Origin of the sequence: Vibrio sp. 10N.286.52.C3, assembly GCF_041468865.1 — a bacterium.
GTDB lineage: Bacteria > Pseudomonadota > Gammaproteobacteria > Enterobacterales > Vibrionaceae > Vibrio > Vibrio crassostreae_C.
Genome location: NZ_JBFRJM010000036.1, coordinates 38,164 through 57,776 on the forward strand (window position 1 = coordinate 38,164; position 19,613 = coordinate 57,776).

Sequence of the window (19,613 nt, forward strand, 5' to 3'; positions counted from 1 at the left end):
AGCTAGTGTGCGAAAGAGTTTAAGCACTAGCAGTACTTAATCATTAACTACGCTTATAACGACTATCGATACAGAAGCGCCCTTAAGTTCTCACAAGAATCTAAGGGCGTTTTGTTTTCGGATTAAGATAACTTTGGTATTAAGCTAAGGTTGGTCTCAATATAAGCTTGAGACTCAACTGAATTCGAACTTAATCTTTCGTTGTCGGGAATCGTGCAAATGGCTGACGTAACATTAAATCTAGCCGTTGCTCTTTACCATCTTGAATCTCGGGAACACCAATATGCACCTTGTCATGACCAAGCTTGGGTTGGGCGCGGTAAGTCTTAAACCAGATGTCCCACACTGATAAAAAGAAGCCAAAGTTTGAGTGCGTTTCCTTAACAATGACTGAGTGATGAACGCGGTGCATGTCTGGTGTCACAATCACTTTTCTCAATCGTTTATCGAACCATAGCGGAAGACGTGCATTGCTATGGTTAAACATCGCGCTCGCATTAAGAACAATTTCAAAGATCACGACAGCAATGACAGGCACACCAAGTGCGATCACCAAACTCACCTTGATGAGCATTGAAAGAATCATCTCAATAGGGTGAAAGCGCGTTCCGGTAGTGACATCGATATCTAGATCCGCATGGTGAACTCGATGTAGCTTCCACAACCAAGGAACACGGTGAAACACCAAGTGCTGTAGGTAAATGGCACAATCCAAGAGCAATACACAGATCAGAATGGTCAATTCTTTCGGAAGTGACAGGGTATTGAACAGACCCCATTGGTTTTCTTGTGCGATAACCGCCGCTTGAAATGCTGCGATAGGAATTATAGTGGCCAATAGAAAGCTGTTCAAAGCGACTAACGCAAAGTTGTTTCCCCAGCGAAACCATTTGCTTTGAGTCAGTGCTTTACGTGGAAAACGGTATTCCCAAAGCGCACACAGTCCGAAAACGACAATAAAACAAACAAGGCGGAGCAGTGATGGGTCTTGCATGGGAATTCCTTCTATCATTCTAGGGACACTGTAAGTACAATCGTGCCACTTTTCTAGATTTATCGTTATTGTCCATGAGAATCCACGCTTTTCACCGTTTATATCAACACCGTTTGTCTCTTTCTACCAAGCCGTTTAACGCGCGCGGGTGTAAAGTGGTTCGATGTCAGTTCTGTAAAATCAAACAAGACAGCTGTATCTGTGAACATCAACCAGACGTAAATACGAACGTCGCGACCATGTTGATCTTATCGGACAACGAAATACTCAAACCAAGTAATACCGGCCGTTTAATCCTTGATACCGTTAAAGACAGCTATGCCTACCTTTGGCACCGCACTGAACCGAATCAAGAGATGCTTGATGTGCTGAAAGACGATAAATATCAGCCAGTCGTGGTCTTTCCTGAAGATTATACCGATGACAAATCGCGTGTGGTTGCAGATCTTGCTGAAATGCGAGATTCGAACAAGACGTTGCTGCTGATCTTTATTGATGGTAGTTGGCGTGAAGCACGACGTATTTTCCGTCGTTCAGAGTATCTGCAAGACTTACCGGTGTTGTCGATCGAACCAGAATCGGTTTCGCAATACATGATGCGTAAGTCAGACAACGAACAACATCTCTCGACTGCAGAAGTAGCGAGCTTAGTTTTGAAACAAGCCGGTGAAGAGCAGGGCGCTAAGACTTTACAGCTATGGTTTGAGACATTTCGCGAAAGCTATATGCTAAGTAAGACGCGTTATAAGTCCGATCCAACCAAACCAAGCCTGAACGCTTTCATAGAGCACACTAAAAATGAGACGTCACTCTAACCTTTAACCGCTTTGTGCTGACTTGTTGTTCAAACAGATTCGAACACGAGATAAGTTTGTTATCTATCACGGTTTGTAGGGGGAGTGTTATGGATAATGCTTCCTAGTTGTTTAATTTAAAAAATTTATTTGCCCGAATTTAGGGAAAAATTGGAGAGATTTCATGTATTACGGCTTTGATGTTGGCGGCACAAAAATTGAGTTTGGTGCGTTCAATGAAAAACTTGAGCGAGTAGCAACCGAACGCGTACCAACGCCTACTGAAGATTATCAACTGCTACTTGATACGATTGCCGGTTTGGTAAAAAAATACGATAGCGAATTCTCTTGCGAAGGCAAAATTGGCCTTGGTCTTCCTGGTATGGAAGATGCGGACGACGGCACTATGCTCGTTGTTAACGTACCGGCTTCAACAGGTAAGCCATTACGCAAAGACTTAGAAGCGCTGATTGGTCGTAGTGTTAAAATCGAGAACGATGCGAACTGTTTTGCGCTGTCTGAAGCGTGGGATGATGAATTGAAAGATGAACCATCAGTAGCGGGCCTAATTTTAGGTACTGGTTTTGGTGGTGGTTTGGTTTTTGATGGCAAAGTATTCTCAGGACGTAACCACGTTGCTGGCGAGCTCGGCCATATGCGTCTTCCTATTGATGCATGGTTCCACCTTGGCGACAACGCACCGTTACTAGGCTGTGGTTGTGGCAAGAAAGGTTGTTTAGACAGCTACCTATCTGGTCGCGGCTTTGAACTGATTTATGAGCACTACTTCGGTGAGAAAAAGAAAGCGATTGAAATCATCCAAGCGTACAACGAAGGCGAAGCAAAAGCAGCTGAGCACGTTGACCGTTTCATGGAGCTATTGGCTATCTGTTTCGCAAACCTATTTACTGCACTTGACCCGCATGTTGTAGCACTGGGTGGTGGACTTTCAAACTTTGAACTTATCTACGAAGAGATGCCAAAGCGTGTTCCTAAATACCTATTGTCTGTAGCGAAATGTCCAAAAATCATCAAAGCGAAGCACGGTGATTCAGGCGGCGTTCGTGGCGCAGCATTCCTTAACATTAAGTAATCGTCACTTACCGTTAAGCTAATTAAGGTTAGATAGTTAAAAGCATAAATAAAAATGCCGCAATCTCTTTCGAGGTTGCGGCATTTTTTATAGTTCAGTGTTTTCGTTTCTTTAGCTCTAAGAGCTTAGATCTTAATTACAAACGAAAAGCCAGAAGCGACATATCAAGCAAAAGAGCCAGAGGGCTTACTTCTTCTTTTTACCAACACCAAGATTGTCTTTTTGCTTCAACGTAAGCTTAGTAAAGCCAAGCTTGCGGAAGTAGTTGTCTTGGTAGTTGCGAACCGCTTTAGTATCAGAAATCAACTCAAGCTGTTGCTCAGTTTTTAGATACTCAGAGATATCGATGCCTTCAGCTGCAGCAACAGCTTCTTGGATCGTGCGGTGTTCTTGTTTCGAAAACAGTAACTCTTTGTCTTCGTCTTTGTAAGTGTACAGAATGGTACGAGCCATGATGCTCTCCAATAGAATTATTACTTTGCGCGCACTCTACATAAAAACAGTACGTGGCTCAAGGTTATGATAAAAAATCTTAAGATTATCGTTCTTCAGGCTTATCGCTATTTAAGCTTTTCGTCTTTTAAGGAACGAACAGGTTGTCTTTTACAAAACGAACAGAAAAGAAAGCCCCATAACATCGAAAGCTCGATAAAAGGGGCTTCATCTATGTTTTGGCAAAGAGCTTCTAAGTCAATTAAAAAGCGGCCAAGTCAATTTAGGTGTTTGAGCTTTGAATCAAACGCGACCTTGTAGCGGAATGATCGTCACTGTCTCGCCAACTTTCACCGTATCAACCGCTGGCGAGATTTCGATTAAGCAGTTCGCTTCGCTCATTGAACGTAAAATACCTGAACCTTGCTTACCGCTTGTTTTCACTTCAAGTACGCCTGATTCGTTCATTGAGAACACACCACGGCTGAACTCAGTACGACCTTGACGAGAACGTAATTGTTCGGTCGCTACCGCGTTCGCTTTAACTGGTGTCCAGTTGGTTTGACCTTGTAGCTTACGGATCGCTGGTTCTACAAAGTTGATAAACGACACCATCACGGCAACAGGGTTACCCGGTAAACCGAAGAAAGGTTTGTTTTCAATTTTGCCGTAAGCCAGTGGGCGACCCGGACGCATATTGATACGCCAGAAGTTGATTTCACCTAGCTTATCTAACGCAAGCTTGATGTAATCCGCATCACCGACAGACACGCCACCAGAAGTCAGAACCATATCGGTTTCAAGCGACGCTGAATGCAGAATATCCATCATCTTCTGTTCATCATCTTCAATGATGCCGTAATCAACGATGTCACAGCCCAGCTTTTGAAGCATGCCGATGATAGTAAAACGGTTCGAGTCGTAGATAGAGTTTGGTTTTTGCTCGCTGCCCGGAGCTTGAACTTCGTCACCCGTGGAGAACACACCCACTTTAACTTTACGCAGGACAGGGCAGGTACCAAAACCTAACGACGCCATCATGCCCATTTCAGGTGCTTCGATGCGTGTACCACGAGTAAAGACAGGTTGGCCGATTTCTAAATCTTCACCAGCCATACGGACATTTTGTCCAATTGAGATTTTCGCACCTGGGAAGCTAACCTTATCGCCATCTTGGACGGCTTGTTCGCGCATCACAACAACATCAACGCCTTCAGGCATTGGTGCACCCGTCATGATCTTAACGGCTTCACCTTGTTGAACAGTTTGCTCGTAGCTGTGACCAGCCATAACTTCAGCAACCAGTTGGTAACTATCCAGTTCTAAATCTTCACTACGAATTGCGTAGCCGTCCATTGCTGAGTTGGTGTTTTGAGGCACATTGATTGGCGAGATTATATCTTCAGCCAAAACACGACCGTAGCCCTGCAATAGTTCAACACTCTCTGTGAGATCGAGCGCGTCAATGCTATCAACAATCTTTTGTTGGCCTTGAGTAACGGTTAAACCTGCAGGAGAGAACGAATCACAACACACTGCGGGCGTGTTGTCTTTTGAAGACGAACAAGAAGCGGTTTCGCTTATTTTCGAGGAACCGTCAAACGACTGAGCATATTCAATAATGAAATCACGAATCGCTTCTAAGTCACTGATCGCCATTTGTGGCAGCTCGGATTCCACTTGGCTGTCTGCAGCAATGGCAATAATGTTGTCATCGTTCGGGTATAACCAAGGTTTACCGACTTCATCTCTGTGCAATTCAATTTTAGGGAAAGCAATGTTCTTGCAGCCTTCGACCAAAATCAGATCAAGCGTGTTGGTATCGAAACGTGTCAGAAGGTAATCAAAATCAGCTTCGGCTTCTGGCGTTTCTGTCATCATCACGTGACGGTTACGAGAAGCGATCAACATTTGATTCGCGCCCGCTTTACGTAAGCGGTAACTGTCTTTACCCGGCTTATCGACATCAAAATCGTGGTGAGCATGTTTAAGAACACCCACTTTTAAACCCGCATCAGTCAACAGCGGAAGCAGAGCTTCAAGTACGGTCGTTTTGCCTGTACCGCTATAAGCAGCAAAGCCCAATAAAGGAAGGTTAGGGCGTTGTTTTGAATCTTTCATTATTGAAGCGTTCCGAATTGGGTGAGTTCTTCTGGCGTGTTCAGATTAACAAAGCAGTTAGGAGAATCGCTAAAATCGACATATTCCGTGACACATTCTTTGTATAGCAAGATGATTTTACGATCACCACGCTCCAAAAACGCTTCTAGCTTTGGCAGAACACGTTTGTGGAATAGGGTGAATACAGGTTGCTTAAATTCGCCATCATGCGCGACAAGAATGTCGCTGTCTTCTTTAACTGCAGAACAAAAACGCTCAACAAGGTCGTCACTGATTTGTGGGCTGTCGCAAGGGACAAAGCCGACCCAGTCTGTACTCGCGTTTTTAAGGCCAGCATGAATGCCGCCCAATGGACCTGGATAGTCAGGGAAGGAATCGGAAACAACCGGAGCAAATGCTTGGTAACTGTCTAAGTTACGGTTGGCATTGATGGTGATGCTGACATCTTGCTGTGACAGCTTGTTTATAACGTATTGAATAAGCGGAGAACCGTTGAGCTCAACAAGTCCTTTATCTTTTCCGCCCATGCGGCTGGCCTGTCCGCCAGCCAAAATAACCCAACTAGTTTGCGTTGGAAGCAGCATAAATATTCTCTTGTGCTTTATCTTTCTGAATAACTTGCAGAAGCGGCGATTCGGTCAAAGTATTGTCTTTGATCCACCATTGCTTCTTACATAAGTCGGTTAACGCGTTAGTTTGGTGACTCGTGATAACTAAACTCGCGCCTCTTTGAAGAAGATCTTCGGCCATTATCACCAATCTTTCAATAGATTCTTTGTCTAAAGAGGCACTTGGTTCATCCATAAGCAAGATTGACGGCTTAAGAATCCAGGCTCGTGCCATTGCAACGCGTTGACGCTCACCCCCAGACAACACAGAAATGTGTTCATCTGCCAAGGTTTCTAAACCTACCATTCTCAGCGCATTAATTATTTGAGCTCGCTTATCTTTTTGGCTCTCTTTGTTAAAGCGAATGCCATAAGCGACATTTTGGTACACCGAACCATCAAAAAGATAGGGGGTTTGATGCAGGTAGATAATGTCTTTGAACTTGAGCCTAGGGAATAAGATCTGCTGCCAGCTTTGTGTTGGAGACTGAATGCGGCCAGAGCTTGGCTGAATCAATCCAGACAATATTTTAAGTAGGGTCGTTTTACCCACACCATTATCTCCTTTGAGATAAATGGCATCGTTGGGGCCGATCGACAATTCGGGAATATGGAACAAAACACGCTCTTTGTAGCGCATTGAAATTTGCTGCGTTGTTATTTTTATACTCATGACAGCGTTCCTAAGTTCTTAAATAGCCTTTTCCTCTCACACTGGAAAGGAAAAAGTTAAGGGCTAATGCCAATGCTAATAACACCATACCGAGGGCGACGCCTTGAGCGAATGCGCCTTTGTGGCTTTCCATAGCGATAGCTGTTGGGATGTTTCTTGTCATCCCCATAATGTTGCCACCGACCATCATTGAACAACCAACCTCAGTGACGATACGAGAGAAGGCAGCGATAGTTGCAGCTAAAAGAGGGAAGCGCGTTTCCCAAATTAACGTACACGCCACACGAGTCGTTGATACGCCAAGCGTGCGCGCCGTTTCAACCGCTCGGCGGTCACTGGCTTGGAGAGCGCCGTGCATCATCGCGACTAGGATTGGGAAACAGATCAGCATCTGACCTAGAATCATCGCCTTTTGGGTGAACAGTAATTCCCAATCACCGAGTGGGCCAGAACGAGAGAGCATCATGTACATCAACAAACCGATAACCACGGTTGGGATAGCTTGCAGGGTGTTGATCACCGATAACAATGCCCACTTCCCGGGGAACTCAGTATAAGCCAATAAGAAAGCCATAAGGATTGCAGGAACAATCACTAATGAGATGGCGGACAAAGATACGCTGAAGGATACCGCGACGATTTTCCACAATTCGTGGTCAAAACTCACTAGTAGGTTCATTGCATCAATCGTTGTTTGCCATAGGGTCATGAAGTATCTCGTGTGAATCGATAATAGATCTTTATCGGTAATGACTGATGTTAATCATAGCTGACACAAACTATTTGAGCTTGAATTGGCCAGCTATTGTTTTTAAGAGTGTTTCGTTAACTGTTTAGCTAAGTGTAGTGCTTGTTGGTTTTGACTACACCTTCAACGCTACGCTTTACTTACAAGCAACGACTCATTTCTTACAACCAACTACTCTGCGCTTACAACCAACTATTCTGCGCTCGCAACAAACAGCTGTTTGCCGTGCAGTTTAAAGTCGTTAATCAGTTTCTGACCTTTAGGGTTAACCAGCCAATCACTGAATACTTTCGCAGCTTGGTAGTTGATGCTCGGGTAGCGTTCTGGGTTAACAAGAATCACTTGGTAAGGGTTGAAGAGGTTCTTGTCACCTTGGAAAAGGATTTTTAGATCCAGTTTATTTTGGTAAGCCAACCAAGTACCACGGTCTGTCATGGTGTAGCCTTGCATCTCTGACGCCATGTTCAGAGTAGGGCCCATGCCTTGACCAACACTGCGGTAACCACCAAAGTTTGGTTCAATTTTAGTTTGCGCCCAAATGCCCATCTCTTTCTTATGAGTACCAGAGTCGTCGCCACGAGACACAAACGTCACGTTATTAGTCGCGATCGCTTTGAACACATCTGCCACTGCTTTTTGAGATTCAATTTTTGCTGGGTCACTTTGAGGGCCCACAATCACAAAGTCGTTGTACATCAGCTTACGAGGTAAAACGCCGTAGCCTTTTTCTACGAAATTCGCTTCAGCTTTTGGTGCGTGAGTCATTACCAAATCAACATCACCATTTTCGCCCATGCGAAGTGATTTACCGGTACCCGCAGCTAGAACATCAACCTTGATACCAGAATCTTTTTCGAACTCAGGCAATAAGTAGTCCAGTAGACCAGAGTGATAAGTACTTGTGGTTGTCGCCAACTTAATATGAGTGGTGTCTTCCGCGCTGCTAGCCGTGTAACTGACGATAGATAGAGCTGCAATAGTTAGGGGAATTGCTTTCATTATTATTATGTCCATTCTGTTATAAATGAATGACATGCCTTCAATTTTAAAGGGCTCAAAGAGGGCATGTGCATAAGACGCTAATTGTTGTAATTAGAAATCTACACCTTATAAGCAATCTTAATGCCAACAAATAATGCATCAGATTTCTTTAAATTGCTGTTATTTCGGACAAAACTGAGTCTTTTACCCCGTTAAAATGAATCAAAACATGAGCTAGGACAAAATGTCGCACATTGTCCCTGTTGGAGAAAAGGTTAATTGGTACACTCTGTCCCAACTTTTCTCACCGGCTAATCATTATGTCTTTACCTAGTTCATCTGCATCCAATCTCAACCCGAACACATTGACTCAGTATCAGGCGTTTTCCGTCTTGGTGGTCGATGATGAATTGGGTATGCAGGCTATCTTAAAGAAAGCACTGGGTAAGTTCTTTGGCAAGGTATCGAGTGCGGGGTCGGTTGAAGAAGCCGAAATACTGCGTTCGAGCGAGCATTTTGATCTCATTGTTCTTGATATCAATCTGCCAGGTCGGTCTGGTATTGAGTGGGAAGAGGCGTTTAACGACAACGACAAACGTGCCGATGTGATTTTCATGACAGGTTATGCTGATTTAGAGATGACGATATCTGCGCTTAAGCTTGGTGCTTCAGATTTTATTCTTAAGCCATTCAACCTCGAACAAATGATACAAGCGGTTCTGCGTTGTATGGACAAGCGCCTTGACCAAAGAATGCAGTATGCGTTGAAGCGTGATGTTAGCCGTCATATCAAGACCGAATTGATCGGCAATTCAGACAAGACTAAACAGCTTAAATTGCTGATCAGTCAATTTGCACCGTCGAGAGCATCAGTTCTTATAGAAGGTGAGTCAGGTACGGGTAAAGAGTTAGTTGCTCGTGGTGTACATGAAGCTAGCAAACGAACAGGGCCATTCGTGCCAATCAACTGTGGAGCGATTGCGCCTGAACTTCTGGAAAGTGAGCTATTCGGGCATACCTCTGGCGCATTTACCGGCGCGAAGAAAAACCGTGAAGGTCTGTTCAGAGTCGCAAGTGGTGGCACCTTGTTCCTTGATGAAATAGGTGAAATGCCACTGCCAATGCAAGCAGCGCTGTTACGTGTGTTAGAGCAACGTACTATTCGTCCAGTTGGCAGTGAGAAAGAGATCGCTGTCGATGTACGTGTCGTCGCAGCAACAAACCGAAACCTTCAAGAAGAGGTCGATAAAGGCCACTTCCGTCGCGATCTGTTCTACCGACTCAATGTACTTAAGATTGATGTTGTGCCATTGAGAGAACGACCGTCTGATCTGATAGAGCTTGTTCCATACTTCACTCGTCTTTTATCAAGTGAACTGGGTATGCCGGTTCCAAACTGGGCACATGAAGATATCTTGGCAATGAATGAATACGAATGGCCGGGAAATATTCGCGAACTTAAGAACCTAGTCGAAAGATGCATTCTTTTAGACAAGCCACCAGCACACTATTGGCGCGAAATTAATGGTGATCCAGCCCCAACCAGCATTTCAGTGACGGTGTCACATGGAGCAGAAATACCAAACTTGAATAATGTAGACGCAGCTGAGGGTTACCCGAACACCTGGACACTCAAAGAAGTAGAAAAATCTCACATAGAACAACTGGTGAGTTTCCATGATGGCAATAAGTCTGCAGCTGCGAGAGATCTCGGTGTGGCACGTAAAACACTAGAGCGTAAGTACAAAGAGTGGAACACAGAAGGCTCTGAATATGCCGATTAGACGTCATTGGTGGACAAAGTGGGCGTTCCGGTTCAAAACCATGGTGCGTTATCGCCTGCTATTTCTAACATCCGCTCCCATCATTCTTACCTTATGTGCGCTTGTCGCTATAACACTGTATTGGTCAGTACATTACACGTGGCAGGGTGCTCTGATTGATGTCGATGAGCGTTTGGATGTTGCCGACAACAGTATCCATCTAATTCAGAACCAACAGGCCTATAACGTTCAAGCATTTGCCGAGTCTTACAACTTCCGAATCAAACTCACGAGTGATATTTCGAAAGAAGAGCTCACACGTTGGGTTTCTGAAAACAAATCTCGCTATGAACTCGATTTTCTACGCTGGCGCAGCGTCGAGAGCATGGAGAAAAAGCTTGAATACCTCAACCTGACACACAAAGAATCGTTCTTTAGTGTATTGAGCCAAAACGAACTCAACGATTTAGACCAAAACCTTGCCAGGCAAGCCGAAGTCCCAATGCTCAATAGTCAAAATGTTGAAACTCGGGGTTTAGTTAGCCGTACCGTTGTGTCGATTCGTGACAAGAATGATCACGTGATTGGTTTTCTTGATGGCGGGATACTCCTAAATAACAGCACACAGTTGGTTGATCAGATCAGCAACCTCATTTATCCGCAACGCGAGGGGTTCAATCGTCGTATTGGCACCGTTACTGTGTTTCTTGATGACCTACGTGTCAGCACTAATGTACCGTTGAGCAGCGAAGAAAGTGCAGGGCGCGCAATTGGTACTCGTGTTTCTCACGAGGTTCATTCTAAAGTATTGAATGAAGGCAAAGAGTGGCTAGATAGAGCGTATGTTTACGACGCTTGGTACATCACTGCGTATCAACCGATTCATGACCAATTCGATAACGTCATAGGTATGCTCTATACCGGTTATTTGATTTGGCCATTAGTGGAAACATACTTAACCAACCTTGGTGAAATCAGTATTACGATTGTGTTGTTGCTACTGGCTTCTGGTTTGATCGTTCACCGTGGCGCGCGTGATCTTTTTAACCCAATTGAACGCATTCACAAAGTGGTGAAGCTAGTGCAGATGGGGCAAGACAAGCGAATTGGCACTCTGGGTTTAAACGATCAACACGAACTCACTTTGCTCGCTAAGCAATTCGACAAGATGTTAGATTTGCTGCATGAACGTAATCAAGAGATTCAACAAGCTGCGTCTGAACTCGAATGTAAGGTTCATTCTCGTACTGCTAGCTTGAAAGAGAAAACCGAAGAACTCGAACTGCATATCAAACTATTAAACCAAGCTCGAGACAAGCTGGTGGTCAACGAAAAGTTAGCCGCGCTAGGCGAATTAACAGCGGGCATTGCCCATGAGATTAATAACCCGACGGCGGTGATTCTTGGCAATGTAGAGTTGATGAAGTTTGAACTCGGTGACGAAGTCGCTCGTGTAGACGAAGAAGTCCACGCGATCATGGAGCAGATTGACCGAATCCGAAACATCACACGAAGCCTGCTTCAATATAGCCGTCATGGCGGCGTACAAGACGAAATTACGTGGCAACATATCAATCCAATAGTGGATGAAAGTATTACGCTCGTAAAAACAGGCGCGAAAAAGAAAGGCATTGTCTACGTCTCACAACTGCATGCTAAAACGTCTGTGGAAGTTAACCGAAACCAACTTTTGCAGATTTTGGTTAACCTACAGATGAACGCGATTCATGCCATGGACGGACAGGGCACATTAACTATCTCAAGTGAAGACTGGGTAGAGAATGGCGTGTCTCATGGTGCAATCGTTCATGTTGAAGATGAAGGGTGCGGTATCAAAGAAGAACAATTGAAACGCATCTTTTCACCGTTCTACACCACCAAACGTGACGGTACAGGCTTAGGCTTGTCAGTATCTCAAAGTATCTTGAGCCAAACGGGCGGAGAGATACGTGTCGAATCAGAAGTAGGCAAGGGAAGCCGCTTTAGTATCTATCTTCAGCAAAAAGCGACACCACAGTTATTGGTCTCAAACCTATAATTTTTTTAGCTTTAAGCTCGAATCGAATCCAACCATATTATCACCCGATAATATCTCTACTGCGCTTGGGCTGTTACATGAACGTTTCAGCCCAAGCACGAAAATCCTGCACTACTAAACTATCGCCAACTAAATCTCAACCTCTGACTGTTTGACGAGTACCTCTTTTTGAATATGTAACACAGTGTATATCTTTTGATCTTGATGCATATCATCTGAACTGTACGGATTTTTGATACATTGACCCCAAATTCATAATCAAAAAATATAATAAAGTCAGTCAGCTATGAAATTAAGTAATCTCTCTATTAAATCAAAACTTATCTCCATCGTCATTTTATCGGTTGTTCTATTGGTAATGGCGTCATCTTTCAACCTAATGCAACAACGTGAAAGCTCAATGCAAGAGCGCCAAGATAAACTCAGTGCTCAAGTCGAAGCCGCGGTCAGCTTAGCGAGTTACTATTACAGCCAACGTAACGTGCTCGGTGAAGAAGTAGCAAAGAAACAAGCGCTGCAAGCAATTGAAACGCTTCGTTACGACACCACCAATTATTTCTGGATCTTAAACCAACAACTCAACGTTGTTATCCATCCATTAAAACCTGAACTCAATGGCAAGAACGCAGGTAACTTTAAAGATGGTGCAGGTAAACACCACTGGCGTGAGATGGTTACCATTTCACGTACCCCAGAGGAGAAAGGGTTTCTTGATTATCAATGGATGAGCCCGCAAGGTGAACTCAAAGACAAGATCTCATATGTACAGCTATTCCCTGAGTGGAATTGGATTGTTGGCTCGGGAATCTTAGTTGCGGATATTCAAGACGCTTTCTATGCACTAGCGCTCAAAGAGGGACTGGTCGCGGTTGTATTATCAGGCCTGTTATTTGCTATGGGCTACGCGATTTCTAACAATATCCTTGTGCCACTTAACAAGCTTATCGACAACACCCATAAGATTGCAGATGGGGATCTTCGTGTACGCATGAACATGACACGCAAAGATGAACTGGGCGATATGAGTAATCAAATTGATACCATGCTCAACAAGTTACAAAGCACGCTTCGTACAGCGAATGAATCAGCAGGTTTATCCAGCAACATGGCGAGTCACATTGCACAAGCCAGTGAAGAGGCTGCGACCAGTGTTAACTCACAACATGCACAGCTTGAGTTGCTATCGACGGCAATGACAGAGATGAGCGCCACCATTTCTGATGTCGCTGTGAATGCCGAAAATACTGCAGCTAGCACCAATAAGGTTGTCGAACACGCAAACCAGAACGACCAGAACATGCAAGTAACGTCTAAAACCATATCTCAGGTTTCAGAAAACATTTCGACCGCGAATGATCTCGTCAGAGACTTACAATCTGGTGTCACAGAGATAAGCCAAGTGGTGAGCGTGATACGTGATGTCTCTGAGCAAACTAACTTGTTAGCGCTTAATGCGGCAATAGAAGCAGCCCGAGCAGGAGAGCAAGGAAGAGGGTTCGCGGTAGTCGCAGATGAAGTACGTAACCTCGCAAGCCGCACCCAAAACTCAACCAATGAAGTTCAATCGACGATTGAAAAACTGACTCAGCAAGCCGAGCGTACCTTTAAAGCAATGCAAAGCAGCAATGAGAAAGTCGATCACAGTGTTGTCGCGTCTAACGAAACTCGCCAACAACTGGATGTGATTGTGAATGAGCTTCACAACGCTAACGACATGGTCGCGCAGATCGCCGCCGCCTCGGAGCAACAAAGCACGGTAGCAACCGAAATGAGTGAAAGTGTCACTGGGATTCATCTGGCGGCTAACGAAGTACTGCAAGCTTCACAGTCGTTAGCTGAGGATAGCCAGAAAATGGCCAACACTACAGAACACCTTACTGATCAGTTAAAGTACTTTAAGGTCTAAGCGAAAACCTCATAAAAAAACACCTCCGCACTTGAGACAAGTTCGGAGGTGTTTTTGTTTGTAGATGACTGGATTGTTAACTTGCTCAACAAAAGAAGAGCGTTAAGAAAAAGAAGCGCGTTAAGCCAATCTTGTTAATGTGCAGTCACTGAAATCTTCGGAGGGTTGATATTGTGTTTTCTAAACTCTTTCATCACACGCAAGGTAATATCGGTTTCAAACAGCTTCTCATACGCCGTGTCGACCACATAGGCCTTACAAGTTAACTGTATCGCTAAGTAATTATCCGTAATCGTCTGTTTGACTAGAACCGTAACAGGCTTCGGCAAGTGGATGTAACGACTTGAAGACGCCGCTTCTTGAATCAAGTCACGGGCTAGGGTGATGTCTTCATTCATACCGACATAAAATGGAATCACCACCTGCATATCCAGCGCGCCATAGTTACCACTGGTCGTTACTTCGTTTAAGAACTTGTTGTTCGGGATCGTGATAATGTCGTCGTTCAGGGTTCTCATTCGAACAGAACGCAAACCAATGGTAATGATGTCGCCATAGTTACCTTCGAACGTGACGCGGTCACCAACTTGAAAAGGTCTATCAATCATCACCGTGATACCAGCAATGAATGACGCAGCCAAGTCTTTAAGCGCAAAGCCGACCGACACGGCGAGGGTACCACCAATCAAAGCCAGTATTTGATCGTTGATTCGAAAACTCATCATGAACACAATAAGGCCGGTGCTCACGTAAATAAAGAACTGAGTAAATGACTGCAGTTTCTGTAGCAGCATTCGATATTGCACGAACTGACTACCAAAACTGGTCACCAACGAATTGATGAACTTAAGTAACAACCACATTGCGGCAATAACGATCATGGAGAAGAACACACCGCTCCAACGCACCAAACTCGCAATCTTTGAGATGTTTTCTACGTTAGCTAACTCTTCCGTCGCAAAGGTCGGGAAACTGACAGCACTTGCCAAGCCAACAAATAGTAGGATAAATAACTTCTTCATTTTACTTCACCAGTAGATGTTGACGGTCGAGAACGTTTGTAATGTGGCGGAACCAGTGCTCAGAAATTCGAGCCTTTTCTTCATGCCAACCAATATAACCACGGCTTTCAAAATAACGTAGAATCCCGGTTATCTCTGCAATGCTCAGCTGAGTACATTCAGACAACACTTCCGGAGAAGCTATTTCCAATTGCACGATAGAACGAAGTACAGCCAACATAGGTTTCGGCATGTTCTCGAGTTCCTGCGCTTCAGGAACATGGAACAAACGTACCACGGCTTGATCTGTCTCTTTATTGCGGTTCAAAGAGAGCCTAAAGAATCGCAGCGCAACGGTAGGGTTGCCATCAGAGTAGTGCCACAAGATTCGATAGAAGCCTTGGCGTGCGCGTTCTTCTTCACTCATGTCATCTTGATCCCACTGCTTAGGGACAACTAAACCATCAAACGATAACGGCTTTTCAAGTTCGGTATTGATACGGCTATTTAGAAGCTCACCGACTTGTTTCTCTGTCCAACGAGGTAGGAAACACACCAAATCAAACAGCAGACGCTCACCACGCGCTCGATCGACAAATCGCCAGCTCGACTTAGCAATCGAAATCACGATACGGTGGTTCTTTTTAGAGCGACGCAGTAGGTTGGTTAAACGGATCAAATCAGACAGGCCGCCAACCATTGGCTTAACCAATCGCTGTGCATTGTCGATCGCAATCAAGTACGTGGTCTTGCTTTTACGAAGGTGCGCCAAGATCTGAATCTCAGTCGCTTTTTCTTCCAAGCCGATGCTCACAGCTAGATGCGCTAACAACTCTTGGTAACCCGCGTAAGGGCAATTTACGTAAACAGGCTCTGCGTTGGATACTTTATGCAGCAAGGTATAGAGCAGTGTTGTCGCGCCCACACCACGTTCACCTGAAACAATACAAATAGCAGGGCTGTCCGACATCAAGTAACGAGAGAGTTGCTTAACCTCATCGCCTGCGTAATCAATTAAGGTGCTATCGATATTACCCGGCAGAATGTACTCATAGGTTTTGTCTCCTTTGATTCGAACCAAGTTTTGTTGGTTTTTATCAAGATCCGACTGTTTAGCCACTTCGATTCGAAAGAGATAAGCTAAGGCCTGACTAAACAACGTGTAACTAGAAAGCAATGCCATGATTCGATGTTGGAAGTTGTAAACACTCAACCAGACGATTCCAATTGCCGTCGCCAGTATATTAAGTAAGAAGGTTTCCTTACGGTTTACCGCCCAGTTAACCCACACCGGACGATCAGAGATGTGTTGCAGCGTATCGAAGACTTTCGCTCTCCATAATCTCAGTACCGATATCGTGACCAGCACAAACCAGAAAAACAGCGCACTGTAGATCCAGCTGTAAATGGTGCCTTTACCCAGTGTGATGCTCGATATCTGCAAAGTCAGACCTGCAACAATAATACTCCAAACATAGCGACGAATAGTCGATAGTCTCAGCGCGATGACTTCTTGATTTGATGTGCGACCTAAGCGATACGCAAATTCAAGAATAAAGCTGATAGCAATCGAACCGCCTAGAATCCACCACGTGAATATCTCTAGGAAAATCAGGTGCTGCAGGCTAGGGATGCTAGAAAGCACTCTCAAAGAAAGTGTGATGGCGATTAACCAAGCAATCGCACGCTCAGCACGGCTGATATACCAAATCACACGAACCAAAAAAGGAGGGTTCGTTTTCGCTTCGAGAAAGTTAACTCGAAACAACTCAATCAAGCGAGTGCTGTTGGCAAGCCACCATACTAAACCGAAGTAAATGAACAGCACCTTTAGAGAAGCCCAAATGACAGGCACTGGAGAAATAAAAATGTCTTTAACTAGTGCTTTAAAACTACGAATTTGGAAGTAAACAAGATACTCAATGTTGAGCTTGGTTAATTCCCACTCTTGCTTAAATTGAGTTACGCCGTAGGGGCCAAAACCCGTTAGGCGCTCTTTATTAGCGGAATTCGTCTGCTCTAACAGGTGTTGCTTGCTCACATTCAAGCTATTCAAAGTGACGTAACTGGTTTGAACGGCAAACCATTGATCGGCGTCGTTGTTCGCTCTGTAGGCTTTTATCTGTTGCTCGAAGGTTTTGATTTCCTGCTTTTGAACTTGTAGCACTTCAGCGAGCAATATATTGACTTGGCGTCTGTCCGACGGTTCCATAAAGAGGGGGTCGGGTAACGAATCAATTCGATCATCGAGATCAACAGCAGAATCGGATACCTGCGGCTGAGATTGTAAGTCATATTCCAAGTTGGCATGACTAGGCCAAGAGAGAATGGCCAAAGTGAGGATTAAGAAGCGCGATAGTGAACGCATAAAAGTCTCTTAGAATTATGAGGTTAGGATTACTATAGTTAGATAATCTGACTTTGTGAAATCCAACCCCGTGTCGGGGGCGAGTACTTTATTCCTGTTTCGAGCGATTTTGTCATGAAATTGTCAGGGATTAGGCTAGTATTTGAGCATCTTTATTATGTCTTCTGTTGCGTTGATCGGGTTGGCTTTTAATGTGACCAATCAGCATACGATATATTCAATGGTTGGCATGATTTGGGACGTTATATACCGCCCATTATGGTGCGCTGTTCGATATTTTGTTTTTCCTTAAAATCGACGGTTTTACGGCGATAAATAGAAAACCAAAAATGTGAGTCAGTTCAAACTATGATTTGGCTAGGTTATCACTCACTTAATGGCCAGTAATTGCAATCAATACTTGCAGTTAAAGCCCTGAACAAGTAACGTTGCGGCGTTTTTCACATTAAAAAGGTAATGGCATTGATCTCCACAGCAAATATCACCCAACAATTCGGCGCTAAGCCACTTTTCGAAAATATTTCAGTTAAGTTCGGCGAAGGCAACCGCTACGGTTTAATCGGCGCGAATGGCTGTGGTAAATCGACGTTCATGAAGATCCTATCTGGTGAACTTGAGCCAAGTGCTGGTAACGTAAGCTACGATCCAAACGAGCGCGTTGCTAAGCTAAACCAAGACCAGTTTGCTTACGAAGAATTCACGGTAATCGACACGGTTATCATGGGTCACAAAGAGCTTTGGGCTATTAAGCAAGAGCGTGACCGCATTTACTCTTTGCCAGAAATGAGCGAAGAAGACGGCATGAAAGTGGCTGACCTTGAAGTTCAGTTCGCTGAAATGGACGGTTACATGGCAGAAGCTAAAGCTGGTGAGCTTCTTCTAGCGGTAGGTATTGAAGAATCAATGCACTTCGGTCTGATGAGCGAAGTAGCACCGGGTTGGAAACTTCGTGTTCTATTGTCTCAAGTACTGTTTGCAGACCCGCATATCATGCTTCTTGACGAACCAACGAACAACCTGGACATGGACACCATCAAGTGGTTGGAAGACACGCTAAACCAACGTAACTGCACAATGATCATCATTTCGCACGACCGTCACTTCCTAAACTCTGTTTGTACACACATGGCTGACCTTGATTACGGCGAACTTCGTCTATTCCCAGGTAACTACGATGAGTACATGACGGCTGCGACTCAAGCTCGTGAGCGTCTACTGTCTGACAACGCTAAGAAGAAAGCACAAATTGCTGAACTTCAAACGTTCGTATCTCGTTTCTCTGCTAACGCATCTAAAGCGAAGCAAGCAACGTCACGTGCTAAGCAGATCGATAAGATCCAACTAGACGAAGTTAAAGCGTCTAGCCGTCAAAACCCATTCATCCGTTTCGAACAGTCTAAAGAGCTATTCCGTAACGCACTTGTGGTTGAAAACCTATCTCAAGGTTTTGAAGAAGACCTATACAACAAGTTCGACGGTATTTTCGAAGTAGGTGAGCGTGTTGCTATCATCGGTGAGAACGGTGTGGGTAAAACAACACTACTTAACACACTAGCTGGCGCTCTTGAGCCTCGCACAGGTGAGTACAAGTGGTCTGAAAACTCAAACATCGGTTACTACGCTCAAGATCACGCACACGATTTCGAGACAGACATGAACTTGTTTGATTGGATGAGCCAATGGCGCCAAGAAGGCGAAGACGAGCAAGTTGTTCGTGGCTTCCTAGGTCGTATGCTATTTGGTCAAGACGACATTAAGAAATCTGTAAAGGTTATCTCTGGTGGTGAGCAAGGTCGTATGCTTCTTGGTAAGATCATGATGCATAAACCAAACATCCTGCTAATGGATGAGCCAACAAACCACATGGATATGGAATCTATCGAAGCGCTTAACTTGGCTCTTGAGAACTACAAAGGCACATTGTTCTTCGTATCTCACGACCGTGTATTCGTAGACTCGCTTGCAACTCGTATCCTTGAAATCAAAGATGGCAAGATCAACGATTTCCGCGGTACTTACGCTGAGTTCTTGAAAGCACGCGGCTAATACCGTATAGCAAGAGCTAATACGTAATCATAGACAGGATCTTAAGA

At 44.5% G+C, this 19,613-nt stretch carries 15 protein-coding genes; 6 read left to right on the forward strand and 9 right to left on the reverse strand.

Annotated elements, in window-relative coordinates; genetic code table 11:
* Positions 1–190: 190 nt before the first annotated feature.
* The gene (locus AB4138_RS14535) at positions 191–994 is read right to left on the reverse strand and encodes a sterol desaturase family protein (RefSeq protein WP_102320209.1); all 804 of its coding nucleotides are present in this window, start codon (positions 992–994) and stop codon (positions 191–193) included.
* Between the two features lie 68 nt (positions 995–1,062).
* Here AB4138_RS14535 and AB4138_RS14540 point away from each other — a divergent pair, with 68 nt between their 5' ends.
* Positions 1,063–1,809 (forward strand): tRNA-uridine aminocarboxypropyltransferase, encoded by a 747-nt coding sequence (locus tag AB4138_RS14540; protein WP_080582212.1) that lies wholly within the window; start codon positions 1,063–1,065, stop codon positions 1,807–1,809.
* Positions 1,810–1,972: 163 nt separating this feature from the next.
* Positions 1,973–2,881 (forward strand): N-acetylglucosamine kinase, encoded by a 909-nt coding sequence (gene nagK / locus AB4138_RS14545; protein WP_004733781.1) that lies wholly within the window; start codon positions 1,973–1,975, stop codon positions 2,879–2,881.
* Positions 2,882–3,067: 186 nt separating this feature from the next.
* Here the strand turns inward: nagK and AB4138_RS14550 are convergent, their stop codons facing one another.
* From AB4138_RS14550 to AB4138_RS14575, 6 genes are all read right to left on the reverse strand, one after another.
* Positions 3,068–3,334 carry a DUF2960 family protein gene (locus AB4138_RS14550; RefSeq protein WP_017063882.1) on the reverse strand — a complete coding sequence of 89 codons (267 nt, stop codon included), beginning with the start codon at positions 3,332–3,334 and terminating at the stop codon, positions 3,068–3,070.
* A 282-nt stretch (positions 3,335–3,616) separates the two neighbouring features.
* Positions 3,617–5,434 (reverse strand): bifunctional molybdopterin-guanine dinucleotide biosynthesis adaptor protein MobB/molybdopterin molybdotransferase MoeA, encoded by a 1,818-nt coding sequence (locus AB4138_RS14555; RefSeq protein ID WP_372306547.1) that lies wholly within the window; start codon positions 5,432–5,434, stop codon positions 3,617–3,619.
* On the reverse strand, positions 5,434–6,018 hold the full coding sequence (mobA, locus tag AB4138_RS14560) for a molybdenum cofactor guanylyltransferase MobA (RefSeq protein WP_004733776.1): 585 nt from the start codon (positions 6,016–6,018) through the stop codon (positions 5,434–5,436). The genes AB4138_RS14555 and mobA overlap by 1 nt, the downstream gene beginning before the upstream one ends.
* Complete coding sequence (locus AB4138_RS14565) at positions 5,996–6,715, reverse strand: energy-coupling factor ABC transporter ATP-binding protein (protein WP_004733775.1); 720 nt, start codon at positions 6,713–6,715, stop codon at positions 5,996–5,998. The genes mobA and AB4138_RS14565 overlap by 23 nt, the downstream gene beginning before the upstream one ends.
* A 10-nt stretch (positions 6,716–6,725) precedes the next feature.
* The gene (locus AB4138_RS14570) at positions 6,726–7,424 is read right to left on the reverse strand and encodes an ABC transporter permease (protein ID WP_017068184.1); all 699 of its coding nucleotides are present in this window, start codon (positions 7,422–7,424) and stop codon (positions 6,726–6,728) included.
* 231 nt (positions 7,425–7,655) lie between these two features.
* A complete protein-coding gene (locus AB4138_RS14575) occupies positions 7,656–8,462 on the reverse strand; it encodes a substrate-binding domain-containing protein (protein WP_017059611.1) in 807 nt (268 codons plus the stop codon).
* A gap of 302 nt (positions 8,463–8,764) precedes the next feature.
* Here AB4138_RS14575 and AB4138_RS14580 point away from each other — a divergent pair, with 302 nt between their 5' ends.
* The 3 genes from AB4138_RS14580 (at position 8,765) to AB4138_RS14590 (ending at position 14,151) form a co-directional block, all read left to right on the forward strand.
* Entirely contained in the window at positions 8,765–10,228 is a 1,464-nt protein-coding gene (locus tag AB4138_RS14580; protein ID WP_372306551.1) for a sigma-54-dependent transcriptional regulator, read from the forward strand.
* Positions 10,218–12,245: a cache domain-containing protein gene (locus AB4138_RS14585; protein WP_017083659.1), complete on the forward strand. Its 2,028-nt coding sequence runs from the start codon at positions 10,218–10,220 to the stop codon at positions 12,243–12,245. Before AB4138_RS14580 ends, AB4138_RS14585 begins: the two co-directional genes overlap by 11 nt.
* 286 nt (positions 12,246–12,531) lie before the next feature.
* A complete protein-coding gene (locus tag AB4138_RS14590; RefSeq protein WP_372306554.1) occupies positions 12,532–14,151 on the forward strand; it encodes a methyl-accepting chemotaxis protein in 1,620 nt (539 codons plus the stop codon).
* A gap of 134 nt (positions 14,152–14,285) precedes the next feature.
* On the opposite strand, the gene AB4138_RS14595 is transcribed toward AB4138_RS14590, so the two are convergent.
* On the reverse strand, positions 14,286–15,173 hold the full coding sequence (locus AB4138_RS14595; protein WP_004733762.1) for a mechanosensitive ion channel family protein: 888 nt from the start codon (positions 15,171–15,173) through the stop codon (positions 14,286–14,288).
* Between the two features lies 1 nt (position 15,174).
* Complete coding sequence (locus AB4138_RS14600) at positions 15,175–17,520, reverse strand: ATP-binding protein (protein ID WP_372306557.1); 2,346 nt, start codon at positions 17,518–17,520, stop codon at positions 15,175–15,177.
* 462 nt (positions 17,521–17,982) lie between these two features.
* On the opposite strand from AB4138_RS14600, the gene AB4138_RS14605 reads away from it, so the two are divergent.
* Positions 17,983–19,566 (forward strand): ABC-F family ATPase, encoded by a 1,584-nt coding sequence (locus AB4138_RS14605; protein ID WP_009846736.1) that lies wholly within the window; start codon positions 17,983–17,985, stop codon positions 19,564–19,566.
* The last annotated feature ends 47 nt before the right edge of the window (positions 19,567–19,613 follow it).